The organism is Pseudoalteromonas apostichopi (genome assembly GCF_030297135.1).
In the GTDB taxonomy this organism is placed as follows: Bacteria; Pseudomonadota; Gammaproteobacteria; order Enterobacterales; family Alteromonadaceae; genus Pseudoalteromonas; species Pseudoalteromonas apostichopi.
The window spans coordinates 559,605-575,778 of the sequence record NZ_AP028065.1; the positions used below are offsets into that span (position 1 = coordinate 559,605).

The following is a 16,174-nucleotide window of genomic DNA, read 5'->3' on the forward strand; positions in this document are numbered from 1 at the left end:
CAATCCTAATCTATTTGCTAGTTTCATCTGAGGCTTGTGAAGAGATAAGCGTTCCTTCATCTTCGCCCATAATAACACGCTTAAGCGCGCCTGATTTATTCATGTTAAATACGCTTAATGGCATTTTGTGGTCACGCGCCAGCGTAAATGCAGCTAAATCCATAACCTTAAGCTCTTTATCAATGATTTCATTGTAGCTTAAGTGGCGATATAGTGTAGCTTCTGGGTTTTTCACTGGATCATCAGAGTAAACACCATCAACTTTAGTCGCTTTGATTACAGTATCTGCTTCAATTTCAATACCACGTAGACACGCTGCTGAGTCAGTCGTGAAGAATGGATTACCTGTACCCGCTGAGAAAATTACAACGCGGCCAGATTTTAATAGGCTAATAGCTTCTGCCCAGTTGTAAGCATCACATACACCGTTAAGTGGAATAGCTGACATTAAACGACAATTTACAAATGCACGATGAAGTGCATCACGCATTGCCAAACCATTCATTACAGTAGCAAGCATACCCATGTGATCGCCTACTACGCGGTTCATGCCCGCTTCTGCTAATGAACCACCACGCAAGAAGTTACCGCCACCGATAACTAAACCTACTTCTACGTCGAGCTCTACAAGTTCTTTAATTTCTTGAGCCATACGGTCAAGTACTTTTGGGTCGATGCCGAAGCCTTCGTCTCCCATTAATGCTTCACCGCTAAGTTTAAGAAGAACACGTCTAAAAATAGGTTTACGATTGATAGTCATAATATTTGGGCCAGCCTTAGTAATGAGATAAAAAATAACCGCGCTATGGTTACACATAAAACGCGGTTATTTTAAAGAATTTTCACCAGTGACGCAAAAGCTAATAACAGATTAATTTCATCTAATTGGCCTACGTCACTAAGTTAGAAAATTACTCGCCTTTTGCAGCAGCGATTTGAGCAGCTACTTCAGCAGCGAAGTCTTCTTCTTTACGCTCGATACCTTCACCAACTTCTAAACGGATGAAGTTAGAAACAGTTGCGCCTTTCTCTTTAAGAATTTCGCCAACTGATTTTTTAGGTTCCATGATGAAAGCTTGACCAGTAAGAGAGATCTCACCAGTGAATTTCTTCATACGACCGATAACCATTTTCTCAGCGATTTCAGCAGGCTTGCCTTCGTTCATCGCGATATCGATTTGAACTGCTTTTTCTTTTTCTACAACGTCAGCTGGTACGTCTTCTGGGTTTACGAACTCAGGCTTAGACGCAGCTACGTGCATAGCAACTTGCTTAAGTGTTTCTTCGTCAGCTTCACCAACTACAACAACACCGATACGGTCGCCGTGGCGGTAAGAAGAAAGTTTGTCACCGTCGATGTACTCAACGCGACGAACATTGATGTTTTCACCGATTTTAGCAACTAGAGCAACACGAGTTTCTTCGAACTGTGCTTTAAGTGCGTCGATGTCTGCTTTAGATTCTGCAGCAGCGTCAAGAACTTGGTTAGCGAAACCAAGGAAGTTAGCGTCTTTAGCAACGAAGTCAGTTTGACAGTTAACTTCAAGAAGTGCAGCGAAACCGTTACCTTCTTTGATTAAGATTGTACCTTCAGCAGCGATGTTACCTGCTTTTTTAGCAGCCTTTGCAGCACCGCTCTTACGCATGTTTTCGATCGCTAACTCGATGTCACCGTTAGTTTCAGTTAACGCTTTTTTACAATCCATCATGCCAGCGCCAGTACGCTCGCGTAATTCTTTAACTAGGGCAGCAGTTACAGCCATTAGAATATCCTCAATTGAATTCTGTTATAGGGAAGCGGTATAGGCCGCTTAACAAGAATAACAAGTCTTCACCTTAATTAGATGAAGACTTGATGACAGCTAATTACTCAGCTTCTACGAAGTCGTCTTTCTCAGCTTGAGCAACGATGTTGTTCTCACGACCTTCAGTGATCGCAGCTGATACAGCGCCTGTGTAAAGTTGGATAGCACGGATCGCATCGTCGTTACCAGGAACGATGTAATCAACACCGTCTGGGTTAGAGTTAGTATCAACGATAGCAACAACTGGAATACCTAGGTTGTTAGCTTCACGGATAGCGATGTGCTCGTGGTCTGCATCGATAACGAAAAGCGCGTCAGGAAGACCGCCCATGTCTTTGATACCACCAAGGCTCTTTTCAAGCTTTTCCATTTCACGAGTAAGCATTAACGCTTCTTTCTTAGTTAACTTCTCGAAAGTGCCGTCTTGGCTTTGCGCTTCAAGATCTTTAAGACGCTTGATTGATTGACGAACTGTTTTCCAGTTAGTCAACATACCACCTAACCAACGGTGGTTCACGTAGAACTGCTCGCTTTGGATCGCTGCTTCTTTAACTGCTTCGCTTGCTGCGCGCTTAGTACCAACGAAAAGTACTTTACCTTTGTTAGAAGCTGCGTTCGATAAGAACTTAAGTGCTTCGTTGAACATTGGTACAGTTTGCTCTAGGTTGATGATATGAACACGGTTACGAGCGCCGAAGATGAAAGGCTTCATCTTAGGATTCCAGTAACGTGCTTGGTGACCAAAGTGAACACCAGCTTGAAGCATATCGCGCATTGAAACGTTTGCCATTTGTATAATCCTCTATAATTTAGGGTTAGGCCTCCACATATCCCATAGCACCAACACCGCAGTTAATTTGTAACTTAAGTGCACCCAAGTGTATGTGACGATACGTGTGTGTGTTAAAATAAAATTGTGTTTGCCTTAAATACAAAAAATCAGTTAAGAATTTATTTGTAAAAAGACGGCGCGCTTTATACCATATTAAAATTGAAAACTCAACGTCTAGTGCAAAATTTGTGCACTAAAAACTGACCTGAAAAACAACTTTGGAGCCTCAATGAGTGCTGTGATCAAGACCCCTGAAGAAATCGAAAAAATGCGTGTTGCCGGGCGCTTAGCCGCCGAGGTACTAGAGATGATAGAACCGCATGTGGTGCCAGGTGTAACCACAGATGAACTAAATACAATTTGTCATGATTATATTGTCAATGTTCAAGATGCTATTCCAGCACCGCTTAATTATCACGGTTTCCCAAAATCAATTTGCACCTCAGTGAACCATGTAATTTGTCACGGTATTCCAAATGACAAACCGCTTAAAGAAGGCGATAGTGTAAATATCGACGTGACTGTGATCAAAGATGGCTATCACGGTGATACATCTAAGATGTTCCACGTTGGTACACCTAATATTCAAGGTAAACGCCTTGCTGAAATTACCCAAGAAAGCCTATACCTTGCAATTAAAATGGTAAAACCAGGCGTACGCTTAGGTGATATCGGTGCTGCAATTCAAAAATACGCTGAAGGCTTTAACTACTCAATCGTTCGCGAATACTGTGGACACGGCATTGGCGCTGAATTCCACGAAGAGCCGCAAGTGATGCACTATGGCAAAGCAGGTACTGGCGAAGTATTAAAAGCAGGCATGTGTTTAACAATCGAGCCTATGGTTAATGCCGGTAAACGCCAATGTAAGCTACTAAAAGATAACTGGACTGTAGTAACAAAAGACCGTTCATTGTCTGCACAGTGGGAACATACACTGTTAGTGACTGAAAATGGTGTTGAAATTTTAACGCTCCGATCAGATGATACTATCGACAGGATCATCGAACACTAGGAGCCAGCCCCTGTGGCATTACCCAATAAAGTAAAAAAGTTGCTCAGCCAAGCTGAGCAACTTAGCGATTATCGCGACTGTTCTAGTTATTTTTATAAATGGCTACAGAACGAATTCTCAAAACAACCCGTTAGCAACTTAATTAATGCCCGTGCTGAGTTTATCGACCGCTTATTAATTAAACTGTTTCACGATTACAACCTTGCTCACGAAAGTGACCTAGCCCTCATTGCTGTGGGAGGTTATGGTCGAGGCGAACTGCACCCCTACTCCGATATCGACTTTATGCTGCTAGTTAGCGAGCAACCAAGTGAAGCTGTGTGTGAAAAAATTGGTCAGTTCGTTACCATGCTATGGGACCTTAATTTAGAGATTGGTCATAGTGTTCGTACGATAGAACAAGCATTAGAACAAAAACGCGAAGATGTGACATTTGCCACCAGCTTACTCGAAAGCCGATTAATCTTCGGTAATCATATCGAATTCGAAAAACTAAAAAAACACCTGCTTGATACGCCTATTTGGCGCTCAGACGAATTCTTTTTGGCAAAAGTTCAAGAGCAAAGTTTACGCCATAAAAAATGCCATGGTACGGCTTATAACCTTGAACCCAATATCAAAGAAAACCCAGGTGGCCTGCGCGACCTACAGACCATTATTTGGGTTGCTAAAAAGCACTTTAGAGCCGAAACATTACAAGAACTTATAAATCACGGCTATCTTACTCACGAAGAATACCAAGAGCTGTCTGAATGTTTAGAAAACCTTTGGAACATTCGTTTTGCGCTGCACATCGCTGCGGGTCGCTCTGAAAACCGTTTGTTGTTCGATCATCAACCTCATGCCGCAGAAATTCTCGGCTTTGGTAGTGATGGTAAAGCCTCGGTCGAGCGCATGATGAAACGCTTATTTAGGATCATGAGCCGCGTACGTGAGCTTAACCAAATGCTGCTTTCATACTTTGAGCAAAGCATTTTACCGGGTGCAGGTGAGTTACCTGTGATTGAACTTGACCGTAACTTTGAGCGCATTGGCCATCAAATTCGTGTTAAAAATCCATCGGTATTTTTCCGCCGTGATCAGCTATTTGTGTTGTTCGAACACATTGCTGATAACCCAGAGATCACCCATATTTACCCAAGTACCATACGCACAATGCGTCAAGTTCGCCGTCGTTTACTAGGTGATTTACAAGATTACGCCGCTTGTCGTGAGGCATTTTTACGCCTAATAAAGCATCCTAACGGTATGGGTCGTGCATTTACCCTAATGCATAAACACGGCATTATTGCCGCCTACTTACCGCAGTGGCGTAATATCTTCGGGCAAATGCAATTTGATTTATTTCATGCCTACACAGTGGATGAGCACACCCATAAACTGATCAACAATATTTATAAGTATTTTGATAAATCAAAAGTCAGCGAATTTCCGTTATGCAGTGAAATTGTCACTCGTATGGATAAGCCTGAGTTACTTTATTTAGCTGGTATTTTCCATGATATTGCGAAAGGTCGTGGTGGCGATCACTCAGAACTGGGCTCGGTTGATGCAATCGCATTTGCTAAGCTACACCGCTTCCCAGCATCAGATGGCAAGCTAATTTCGTGGTTAGTGGCTAATCACTTACTAATGTCGGTAACAGCGCAACGTAAAGACATAAATGACCCAGATGTGATCAAAGACTTTGCGAGTAAAGTAAAAAATGAGCGCCAGCTTGATTACTTATATTGCTTAACTTTAGCTGATATTCGCGCAACCAATGATAATTTGTGGAACGATTGGAAAAACACCCTACTTCGTGAGCTTTATTTACACACCCAGCGCGCGCTTCGTTTAGGGCTTGAAAACCCGATGGACCAACGTGACCAGATACGTGATAAAAAGCAGCAAGCCAAACAGCGCTTATTGAATCATGGCTGTAACGAAGATCAAATCGACTTAATCTGGAGCCGCTTTAAAGCTAACTACTTTACAGCCTTTAGTGAACAGCAAATTTCATGGCATACAGAGCACTTATTGAGCTGTGATGATTTAAGCCAACCAAGCGTTGCAGTTTCAAACACTGCAATGCATGGCGGTACGCAAGTCTTTGCCTACAGCCCTTACTCAGGCGGTTTATTCTCTCGTTTAGTCAGTGTAATTGGTTCGAAAAAAGCGCAAATTCAACATGCACAAGTTTTGACTACGAAAGACGGCTACGTGCTATTTAGCTTTGTTATTTTAGAGGTCAATGGTGACCCTATTGCGAGTAATCGAGCACAAGGCATTAAACGTGCATTAGATCTTGCTATTAGCGACCCGAAAAAGAAAATTCGCTTTAAGAAGAATCGCTCACAGCGCTTCAAAGACTTTAATATCAAACCAAAAATTGTGCTTAGACCACATGCTCGTAAAGATCGCAGTTTAATTGAAATTCAAGCGGTGGATATTCCGGGTCTGTTGACGAAAATAGCTGAAGTTTTCCAAGCACACTTATTACATATTCATGCCGCACGGATCACCACTGTTGGTGAGCGTGCAGAAGATTTCTTCGTGGTATCAAATAACGAATACCAAGCATTAACAGACGAAGAACAAGCTAAAATTCATCAAGCATTGCGTAAAAAACTCAACGCAGAAACCGAATAAGAGGATCTTATGTCAGATTTAAAAACCATGATCGAAAACGCCTGGGACAACCGCGATAGCATCAGCCCGAGTACGGTATCAAGTGAAGTAAAACAAGCTATTATCGATGCGCTTGAATTACTTGATAGCGGCGCTGCTCGTGTTGCTGAAAAAATCAGCGGTGAGTGGGTTGTACACCAATGGTTGAAAAAAGCAGTGCTACTGTCTTTCCGTATTCGTGACAACCAACCAATGAACGATGGTGTTAATCAGTTTTACGACAAAGTACCACTTAAATTTAGCGACTATACACCAGAACAATTTCAACAAGGCGGTATGCGTGTTGTGCCTAATGCTGTTGCACGTAAAGGCAGTTTTGTAGGTAAAAACGTGGTGCTTATGCCGTCTTATGTCAATATTGGTGCCTACGTTGATGAAGGCACCATGGTTGATACATGGGCAACGGTTGGCTCATGTGCTCAAATTGGTAAAAATGTTCACTTATCGGGCGGTGTAGGTATTGGTGGCGTACTTGAGCCACTTCAAGCAAACCCAACTATCATCGAAGACAACTGCTTTATTGGCGCGCGTTCTGAGATTGTTGAAGGCGTTGTAGTTGAAGAAGGCGCGGTTATCTCAATGGGTGTTTACATCAGCCAAAGCACACGTATCTATGACCGTGAAACTGGCGAAATCCATTACGGCCGAGTACCAGCCGGTGCAGTTGTTGTTCCAGGTTCTTTGCCGTCAAAAGATGGTTCGCACAGCCTATATGCTGCCATCATAGTGAAAAAAGTTGATCAACAAACTCGCGAAAAAGTAGGTATTAATGCCCTACTTCGCTCGATTGATGAATAACAAGACTGAGCTTTAAGCCGTCAGCTTTAAGTTTTAGAGATAAGAAGCGCGATGCTAACTAGTTTCGCGCTTTTTTATTATCTGTAATGCAGTGATTTTTAACTAGTTTATTGAGATACGCTCAAAAATATGTTTTAGTATAAAAAACAAACAAAATAATAGTAAAAATGTTTAAGTCTTTTCGCAGTTTTACCCACACAGAGTTATTTTATTACACAGGATTATTCTATCTTGTGGCAATCTTGCTGTTTGTATCACGTAGCTACCTATACGAGTTGTTTGTAACAGATACAAATTCACATCGCGTTGAGGTCAAAAAACTTGAAGTTGCTTTAACATCACACGTTCACAAAGAATATGTTTTTGATGCATTACAAACAACCCTAGATAGCCTTGCAACCCCAGATCGAGTTGCTGTTAAAATCCAGTGTTATACAACTTTCTGCGATGTTAGTTTCACTAATCCCTTTATCACCATTAATGACCACAATCACTACAGTGCAGAAGTAAAACGTGTGTTTGATCAAAATGTTGACAAACTGCTTCAAAAAGATACTACTCACTAGTTTCAGGCTCCATTACATAAGGCTTAAAACTTAAAGATCCCCTTGTTAAATTGTTACATCTTATTTCAAATACACACTTTATCGCTTAATTACGGCTATTCAGCGTTACTTCTGAAACACATTTCATTTACCTCACTGGCACTTTTTTTACATCGCACTACAATGCACACAAACTGATTTTGGAACACACACAATGAACCTGACACGTAGTTCGCTGAAAAACCCTGCGAGTGTTATTGTCATCTTGGTGTTGATTATGTTGTTTGGCATGTTGAGCATTTTTAAGCTGCCAATTCAGCTCACACCAGATATTGAGCAACCGCAGATCACTATTTTTTCTGGCTGGCGCCAAGCTGCGCCTGAAGAGATTGAATCGGTGATCATTGAGCCGCTCGAGAACGCAGTAAAAAACACCCCGGGTGCGCTAGAGGTTAATACTTACATTAACCGCGGTAATGGCTCTATCAAGTTGACTTTTGCTGTTGGGCAAAACATGCAGCAGGCAATGCTTGATGTGTTAACTAGCCTTAACCAAGCGCCGCCCCTGCCATTAGATGCATTTGATCCTGTGGTATTTGCTGGCGGTAATAATGGTGAAGCCGCAGCAACTTTACTGGTCACTCCGAAAGACTTTAATAGCGACAGCCTTGATTTAGACATGGCGCAGTTCCAAAAACAAATCGATGAATTTGTTGAGCCCCGTTTGGCACGTATACCTGGAGTTGCCCGTGTTGATTTAGCCAGTGAACGACCAAAAGAATTACGTATTACCTTTGACCCTCACAAAGCCGCCGCACTGGGCGTCAGCCTTGACCAAATCAGTAATGTATTAGCCAGCTCACGCGATACTTCCGGTGGCCTAGCTAATGTTGGCCGTCGTCAATATACGGTACGCTTTACGGGGCAATATGATTTATCGAGCATGGCACAAATGCGCGTTGGCTATTCAGGCGACAGACCCATTTACCTTGGCGATATCGCAAGTGTAGAGCGTACTTTCTCTGACCGTTTAGGGATGAGTGGTCGAAATGGTAAACCCGCATATTACATTCGTATTTCGCGTGCTAACGAAGCCAATACCGTTGCCCTGCTCGACGACATTAACCTTGCTATTAAAGAGCTCAACGAAGGGCCGCTGGCTGAAAATGGCTTATCGATTGAATTAAGTTTTGATGCCTCTGTGCATATTCGTAATGCCTTGTCGCTGGTTAAAAGTAACTTAGGCCTAGGCGTTTTGCTGTCGTGTTTAATCTTGTGGTTGTTCTTTAGGGGCTTAAAGGCCACGTTTGTGATTGCAGCGACAATTCCTGTCTCTTTGTTAGTCGCATTTTTAACGTTAAACATTTTTGACCGCAGCTTAAATGTTATTTCACTGGCGGGCCTTGCCTTTGCCGTTGGCTTAGTACTTGATGCCGCCATCATAGTGCAAGAAAACATCGCAAGGCTCAGAAGCGAAGGCTTTGATAGTAAAAAAGCCGCGCTAAAAGGCGCAGCTCAAGTAACAGGCGCTTTATTTGCTTCAACCACCACCAGCGTTGCTATTTTCTTGCCTATTTTATTTATGGCAGGTATTGAAGGGCAGTTATTCTCTGACTTAGCGCTCACTTTATCCATTGCTGTAATTGCCTCTATGATTTGCGCAATTACACTTATTCCGTTGGCTAACCACTTTTGGCCAGACAAAGAGCTCAAAGCAGATCCTTATCGTGAATATTGGCACAAGCTAACTAACTTCATCATGGCGCTTACCAATACCCGCGTGAAACAAATAGTATGGATAGTTTCGTTATTAGGTGGCTCACTCGTCGCGACCATGACCATGCTCCCGAAAACTGATTTTATGCCGCGTGCACCAACCGATGGCTTTTTCTTTAACTTGAATACCCCGCCTGGCGGCAATGTGCAGTTTATGGAAGAAGAGCTACTGATGCGTATCAAAAAGCGCTTAATGCCTTATTACACAGGCGAAAAAGAGCCGGGTATTAAAGACTTTAACTTTTATGCGTTTGGTTCTAATGCTGGCGGCTTTATTTATTCTGCCGATCCACAACGCGTTGAAGAATTAATGAAAGTAGCCCGAGAAGAAATCTTCATTGATTTACCCGACACCCAAGTATTCTTCTTTAGAGGGTCGATGATCCAAGTGGCCAATGGCGGTGATGGTCGTAATATCAATATAGATTTAACAGGCCCTAATATGGATGAGCTCATTGCAGGTGCTAATGTGGCGCTACAAGCTGTCACCGAAGCTATGCCGAACGCCACAGCCAGGCCACAACCACGACTCGATATGGCTGAACCTGAGCTTAGACTCACACCCAATGACCGTCGTATAACTCAAGCTGGGCTAACTCGTCGTGATGTATCTCAAGCAGTGCAAGCCTATACAGGCGGGTTATTTGTTAATGAATACTTTGATGGCAACGAACGCATGAATGTAATTTTGCGCGGTATTCCATGGCAAACACCTGAGGAGCTTAAAGCACTTCCTATTGTGACCCCGCGTTCAGGTATTCAAACCTTAGGCGAGCTTGCCAATATTGAACGCACCGTGGGACCAACCCAACTTAGACGTGTTAATGGCCGCCGTACAGTGAGTATTGTTGTCACACCACCAGCAGATATGAGTTTGCAGCAAGCACAAACCATTCTTTCTGAGCAAGTTATGCCAAAAGTACGTGCAAGTTTGCCCGACAGCTCCGGCGCGATTTTGGCAGGTAATGCACAAAAGATGAATTCAGCCATGCAAGAGATGACAATCAACTTTATCTTGGCTCTGTTTATTTTATTCTTGCTAATGACCGCATTGTTTAAGTCAGCCAAAGACAGTGCGTTAGTTTTACTGGTCATGCCATTGGCAATTGCAGGCGGTGTACTGGCCCTATTCGTACTTAACTTATTTACCTTCCAATCGCTCGACTTACTGACCATGATTGGCTTTATTATCTTGCTGGGTCTGGTGGTAAATAATGCCATTTTATTGGTAGACCAAACCCGCGTTGCGATGGCCGCAGGACTCAGTCGAGAAGACGCCGTTCGTCAAGCAGTGCTGCTGCGCGCACGACCCGTTTACTTAAGTACTTTAACCAGCTTATTTGGCATGCTGCCACTGATGCTAATGCCGGGGGTAGGATCAGAAATTTACCGTGGTCTTGCCACTGTGATCGTCGGCGGCATGGCCATTAGCGCCCTATTCACCCTGATATTAATGCCAAGTTTATTACAACTTGGCAGACAACTGCCGCACGTTAATAACAAACAGCAACCAGAAAAAACGCCTTTAAGCTTGGTATCGAATCAATGAGTATTAAAACAATGAACACACCTTTTCGTAAATTAACCGCTCGCTTTTGTGCGCTAATAAGCCTTATCGCATTTAATGCCTTTGCAGTCGTGCCGGTTACTGTAGAAACTGTCACACAAGCTCCACTGACAAGCGAAATTGAAGTCAGTGGCACTTTGTATGGCAAAGATGATGTAACCCTAACAGCAGGCGTTAGCGGCCGTTTATTATATGTTGTTGAGCCAGGTACTCTGGTTAAAAGTGGCGACACCCTCGTACGTATGGATACCTTACCGCTTGAACTTGAAAAAGCACGTCAGCAAGAAATGCTCAATCGCGCCAAAATAAACTTACGCTTATATCAACAAGAGCTCGCTCGTTTACAAAAACTCGCCAAAGCCAGCAGTGCTGCAGCAAGCCAAGTCGATGATATGCAAAATAAGCATGACCTTGCGTTATCTGATATCGCATTGGCTAAAGTTGAATTAAAAGTAATAGACGATCAGCTTTCCCGTGCAACCGTCCGCGCTCCATTTGATGGCGTGATCAGCGAGCGTTTTAAACGCGCTGGTCGCGAAATAAATCGCGCAGATGAACTGGTCACCCTTCTTGATATTAATAACTTAGAGGTGCGTTTGTACGTGCCTGTTAAATACTTAAAGTTTTTACACAAAGGCATAGAGTTACCAATTCAAGCCGGCGACTTATCAGCCCCTGATATGACAACAGCCACCGTAACAGCGGTGATCCCATCAACCGATCCGCGTTCACAAACTGTAGAAGTACGCGCCCTACTACCAAGAGACGCCGAGCAAACATGGGCGATTGGCCAACTGGTTGATGTAGCCGTGCCACTAAAAAGCAAAGGGGATGTACTACTGGTGAATCGCGATGCGCTTATCTTACGCAAAAAAGGCACCCATATCGTCAAAATCGACAACGACAACAAAGCCCTGCAAGTTCCCGTTAAAGTAGGTAATGGTAAAGATAAACTTGTTGAAGTCACCCCGACTTCTAACATCGCTTTAAATGCGGGCGATAAAGTTGCAGTGCGCGGCGCCGAGCAACTACAAACCGGGCAAGAAGTCGAAGTTCAGGTAAAGCAATAGCAAGTAAGCTATGTAAGAAATAGACAGCCAGCTTTAGAGGATACTTTCAGAGCTGGCAGTTTCGACAATATAAATCCCAATACTGTTTTCTTTGAAAAAAATACAGCTCATAACGCCAAACACCTTCCCGCTTTATTGCAAACAGCCATACCCTTTTAATGAAATTTCTTGAGTATTCGCGCCGCTTTGGTTTTTATGTTGAATGATCAAACGTGAATCTTGGCTAGTAAACGTAAAGGTTCCGAGCCAAGGTAGCTGGGCAATTGGTTGCATATGGTAAAAACCATAGGCATCAAAGCATATAAATGAAAACTCATGATGTACCGGGGCAAATACGCCATAATCAGCGGTAAATACAGCAATGTTATCTTGCAGCATAAAGTGTTTCGCTTGCGTGCCCGCTACTAAATACCAAAAGCATATTGCAGTCATTATCACAACTTGTAAGCCGCCGAGTAAAAATACTGAAAATTTAAGCATACGGGTCGATTTACTGGCTTCCATATAAAGGCGCTTTGCTTTGAGTAATAACCAAAGCCCGATGGCAACCATAGTGAGCTTTACAATCATCAGCGCTACGCCTACTTGATACATCAGCTTAGGGCTATGCCATTGCATGCCAAATGTTTGCGGGATGAACAAACTATCAATTAAGGGCAGTAAAATGAGTAGGAATGGCAGAATAAGCGCTTTGTTTTTCATTATTTACTTTTCTAGTGTTCTCGCAAAGATAAGAGCCTAATGTTAATTCTTGGGCTCTAAAAAAGCAAAAAGGCGCAACCTGAGGTTACGCCTTTTATCGTTCTGGGCAGAACTTAAAATTTACAGTGCAGCGAATACATCGTCTGTTTTTACTTTAGCAACTTCATAAATATTTATTTATGTAATGGTTGCTAGTTTTGCTTCATTGCTTGCCTAGCAGCTTTATACAAACGCCCAATAGTTACACTGAATACCCAACGAATAAAGCTCTCTGTTAATTTTATTGGGATACTTACGCCTTTACCTGCAAAAGCCAGCATACATGCTAACAAACCTCTAAGGGGTTCTGTTTGCTCTGTTTTTATCTTAGCTATATCAGCCAGAGTACGAGCCATAACATCATAAACAGTGGCAACAGGCACTAATGTAGCTTGTAAACTAGCGACGATACCTGACGCTCCGCCATCAACCAATATTGTCATTAATGCAGCTGCTATTTTATCAGCCCAATGTGTTGAGTATGTAGTCTGAAGGCGATGGTTATAATTGAGTATTACACGCTGGCTTATAGAGGTTGATGATTGCACACCTAAATTCTCCCAACGATTATGATCTGCTGTATTTATATATCCAGGCCCATTCGGCATTCCATGTGCTGCGAAACTAATTCCTTGAGCTCGCGATAATATATATTCTCGTCCATTTAACGGAGCATGGTAAAAAGGCCAAACAGGTACCTTAGGAACAGGGTCATTTCCATGAACACAACGGTAAGTCTTTTCAATTCTTGAGTGATTATTTATTACAAAATCTTTTTTGCCAACTCGCGGAGCACCAAAGGTATATACGTAAACTGTTTTATCAAATTCTGTACTTATCCAGTCAGCAGCTAATGTCGCTAAGGCTCCACCCAAGCTATGTCCTACACAATGAACAACCCCATCTTTTTTGTCTCTTACACCAGGTTGGTTAAAAAAATCAAAAAGACTAGGTCTTATAGAAGCAAAACTACGCTGAAAACCAGAGTGAACAGCATTCCCATTATCACTATTCGTACTATGGGCTGTTGCATCAGTAACCCAGTCAGCTAAGGCATCAGTTCCTCTAAAAGCAACTACATAATCATTTTTATGTATCATACTACTAGCCTTTCCTTGACCAATAAGTGCGAAGCCTGTTTCTTTACGCCAGAAAAATCCCCCAGAAGTCCCCTTGTGTACTCCGTTTGATAGGTCAAAGCTAAAGTGTTTATCGATATCTTGGTTAACTGCTAATCGAGCCCCTTTTGATAAGCCATTTTTAATAGAGTATGAGGCTAGTGCTAGGCTAGATGCCATCCTGGGTGAAATTGCGTGCATAATGTTTCCTTACATTAAAATTAAAATTAATATTAAAAATTAATCAATATCTGCATAAGTAGATATCTCTTGATTATTATAAAAAGATGTTATGAGGCTATCTTGGAAATAGCATATAGATAAAACGACTTGAGAGCGCATACCACCATAACTTCTTGTATCAACTTCATGGTGTATTTCTTTATTTTGTAGATCTGCATTTAATCTTAATAACAAATCAGTTAACGGCTTAACTGGTTCCCACACCTTACTCGTATACCATAGTTGATATAACTTATCGTCGCGCTCAACATAAATCGCTTGTAATACTGGCATGTTCTGTCCAAAGATACTCCCTGGCTTACGAGATTTGATTACCATTTTTGTAAACGAAAACTCACCATTTTCATTTGTAAATGTATGCTCTAGTTGTTCTTTACCATCTTTGTACCCATCATATGCTAGGCTTCTTGCTACTTGCACACCTGATAATGGCTTACCCCCATCAGTTATTCGACCTGATACCTCCGGCGACATTTCTACAGTATGCAATTTAAATCGACCAAACATAGCTTGTACCTCAAGTGGCTTTAATAAAAGTAAAAGATAAAGGCAAATATAAGCTGATAATATGATATGGCGTAAAAAATAAAAGCTCAGGGTTTGAGTGCTTTCTATAACCTTAGAGGAATAAACGATAAACCACCTTCCCTAGTATTTACCTATATGAGGTTCATGCTAGCCTTTTTATGAAGTCCCTTCAAGTAGGGTGCTGAAATCAGAACTAAAAAAGCAAAAAGGCGCAACCTGAGGTTACGCCTTTTATCGTTCTGGGCAGAACTTAAAATTTACAGTGCAGCGAATACATCGTCTGTTTTAGCAGCACAGATAAAATCATTTTTGTGTAATCCTTTGATAGAGTGGCTCCACCAAGTAACGGTTACTTTGCCCCACTCGGTTAACAGACCTGGGTGGTGACCTTCTTCTTCAGCCATATCGCCCACTTTATTAGTGAACTCAAGTGCTTGCTTGAAGTTTTTAAACTTGTAAACACGCTCTAATTGCATAATGCCGTCGCGCACTTCAGGAACCCAATCTGGGATCATTTTGATCAATTCTGCTAATTCAGCATCAGATACTTTAGGCGCATCCGCACGACACGCTTCACACTTTTGTGTGCTTAATGAAGACATTATAAATCCTTAACTTGCTAATTTTTCTTTAGGAGGAAACTTTGGCTCATGTAGCCCTAATTCTTTTGCTTTACTCACCAGCGACATGATATCCATTTGTGAAATATCAAATAAGTCATTGATTGAGTTAATGGTGTAGTACACAGGCTGCATAATATCAATACGATAAGGTGTACGTAATACATCAAGCACGTTCATCGCATTGATTTCTGGCTTATCTGAGTACACATATTGTGTTTCGCCTGGGCTTGATAAAATACCACCACCATAAATTCGCAGACCTTGTTCGGTTTGCATTAAACCAAACTCAACAGTAAACCAGTAAAGGCGTGCTAAATAAACACGATCTTTCTTTTCAGCGGCATAACCTAACTGACCATATCTGTGTGTAAATTCAGCAAATGCTGGGTTGGTAAGCATAGCACAGTGACCAAAAATCTCGTGGAAGATATCTGGCTCTTGTAAGTAGTCAAACTCTTCACGGCTGCGAATAAAAGTCGCTACTGGGAACTGCTTGTTTGCTAATAATCGAAAGAACTCATCAAAATCGATCAGTGCCGGAACAGGCGCAACTTGCCAGCCCGTTGTTTCGAGTAACACTTCGTTGAGTTCACTAAGTTGTGGAATACGATCTGTTGGTAAATTAATTTTCTTAAGACCTGCTAAATATTCATCACAGGCTTTACCTTCAATGCAAGCGAGTTGGCGAGCAACTAGCTCTGACCATATTTTATTTTCTTCTTCGCTCCAATGGATAACCCCATTTTCATCAGGTTGCTTGGAGGTATAATTACTTGCTTTAGCCATAATAACCTTCTTCGTTAAATCTTGATCAGCATTGATCAGAATCTCATTAACTTGTTA

General features: G+C 42.1%; 14 protein-coding genes. 6 read left to right on the forward strand and 8 right to left on the reverse strand.

Translation table 11 applies throughout. The features are described from left to right. Window positions 1–10: 10 nt before the first annotated feature. From pyrH to rpsB, 3 genes are all read right to left on the reverse strand, one after another. Complete coding sequence (gene pyrH, locus QUE86_RS02520; protein ID WP_130051015.1) at window positions 11–760, reverse strand: UMP kinase; 750 nt, start codon at window positions 758–760, stop codon at window positions 11–13. Window positions 761–911: 151 nt separating this feature from the next. Next, window positions 912–1,763: a translation elongation factor Ts gene (gene tsf / locus QUE86_RS02525; RefSeq protein WP_130051014.1), complete on the reverse strand. Its 852-nt coding sequence runs from the start codon at window positions 1,761–1,763 to the stop codon at window positions 912–914. Window positions 1,764–1,866: 103 nt separating this feature from the next. After that, window positions 1,867–2,595, reverse strand: a complete 729-nt coding sequence (gene rpsB, locus QUE86_RS02530; protein ID WP_054562046.1) for a 30S ribosomal protein S2 — start codon at window positions 2,593–2,595, stop codon at window positions 1,867–1,869. Window positions 2,596–2,866: 271 nt separating this feature from the next. Here rpsB and map point away from each other — a divergent pair, with 271 nt between their 5' ends. The 6 genes from map to QUE86_RS02560 all read left to right on the forward strand — a co-directional run bounded on the left by map (window position 2,867) and on the right by QUE86_RS02560 (window position 12,078). Further along, a complete protein-coding gene (map, locus tag QUE86_RS02535) occupies window positions 2,867–3,652 on the forward strand; it encodes a type I methionyl aminopeptidase (RefSeq protein ID WP_130051013.1) in 786 nt (261 codons plus the stop codon). A gap of 12 nt (window positions 3,653–3,664) precedes the next feature. Next, window positions 3,665–6,283 carry a [protein-PII] uridylyltransferase gene (gene glnD / locus QUE86_RS02540; RefSeq protein WP_130051012.1) on the forward strand — a complete coding sequence of 873 codons (2,619 nt, stop codon included), beginning with the start codon at window positions 3,665–3,667 and terminating at the stop codon, window positions 6,281–6,283. A 9-nt stretch (window positions 6,284–6,292) separates the two neighbouring features. After that, on the forward strand, window positions 6,293–7,120 hold the full coding sequence (gene dapD, locus QUE86_RS02545; RefSeq protein ID WP_167658377.1) for a 2,3,4,5-tetrahydropyridine-2,6-dicarboxylate N-succinyltransferase: 828 nt from the start codon (window positions 6,293–6,295) through the stop codon (window positions 7,118–7,120). A gap of 167 nt (window positions 7,121–7,287) precedes the next feature. Further along, window positions 7,288–7,686 (forward strand): hypothetical protein, encoded by a 399-nt coding sequence (locus QUE86_RS02550; protein WP_286259004.1) that lies wholly within the window; start codon window positions 7,288–7,290, stop codon window positions 7,684–7,686. A 193-nt stretch (window positions 7,687–7,879) separates the two neighbouring features. After that, the gene (locus tag QUE86_RS02555) at window positions 7,880–10,990 is read left to right on the forward strand and encodes an efflux RND transporter permease subunit (RefSeq protein WP_286259006.1); all 3,111 of its coding nucleotides are present in this window, start codon (window positions 7,880–7,882) and stop codon (window positions 10,988–10,990) included. Window positions 10,991–11,001: 11 nt separating this feature from the next. Then, window positions 11,002–12,078, forward strand: a complete 1,077-nt coding sequence (locus QUE86_RS02560; RefSeq protein ID WP_130052260.1) for an efflux RND transporter periplasmic adaptor subunit — start codon at window positions 11,002–11,004, stop codon at window positions 12,076–12,078. A 132-nt stretch (window positions 12,079–12,210) separates the two neighbouring features. On the opposite strand, the gene QUE86_RS02565 is transcribed toward QUE86_RS02560, so the two are convergent. The 5 genes from QUE86_RS02565 to phhA form a co-directional block, all read right to left on the reverse strand. After that, window positions 12,211–12,780: a hypothetical protein gene (locus tag QUE86_RS02565; protein ID WP_286259008.1), complete on the reverse strand. Its 570-nt coding sequence runs from the start codon at window positions 12,778–12,780 to the stop codon at window positions 12,211–12,213. A 191-nt stretch (window positions 12,781–12,971) separates the two neighbouring features. Further along, window positions 12,972–14,138 carry a lipase family protein gene (locus QUE86_RS02570; protein WP_256854610.1) on the reverse strand — a complete coding sequence of 389 codons (1,167 nt, stop codon included), beginning with the start codon at window positions 14,136–14,138 and terminating at the stop codon, window positions 12,972–12,974. 39 nt (window positions 14,139–14,177) lie between these two features. Then, window positions 14,178–14,687 (reverse strand): DUF4198 domain-containing protein, encoded by a 510-nt coding sequence (locus tag QUE86_RS02575; protein ID WP_256854611.1) that lies wholly within the window; start codon window positions 14,685–14,687, stop codon window positions 14,178–14,180. Window positions 14,688–14,965: 278 nt separating this feature from the next. Next, the gene (locus tag QUE86_RS02580) at window positions 14,966–15,310 is read right to left on the reverse strand and encodes a 4a-hydroxytetrahydrobiopterin dehydratase (protein ID WP_036969771.1); all 345 of its coding nucleotides are present in this window, start codon (window positions 15,308–15,310) and stop codon (window positions 14,966–14,968) included. Window positions 15,311–15,319: 9 nt separating this feature from the next. Next, window positions 15,320–16,117 (reverse strand): phenylalanine 4-monooxygenase, encoded by a 798-nt coding sequence (gene phhA, locus QUE86_RS02585; protein WP_286259012.1) that lies wholly within the window; start codon window positions 16,115–16,117, stop codon window positions 15,320–15,322. Between the last annotated feature and the right edge of the window lie 57 nt (window positions 16,118–16,174).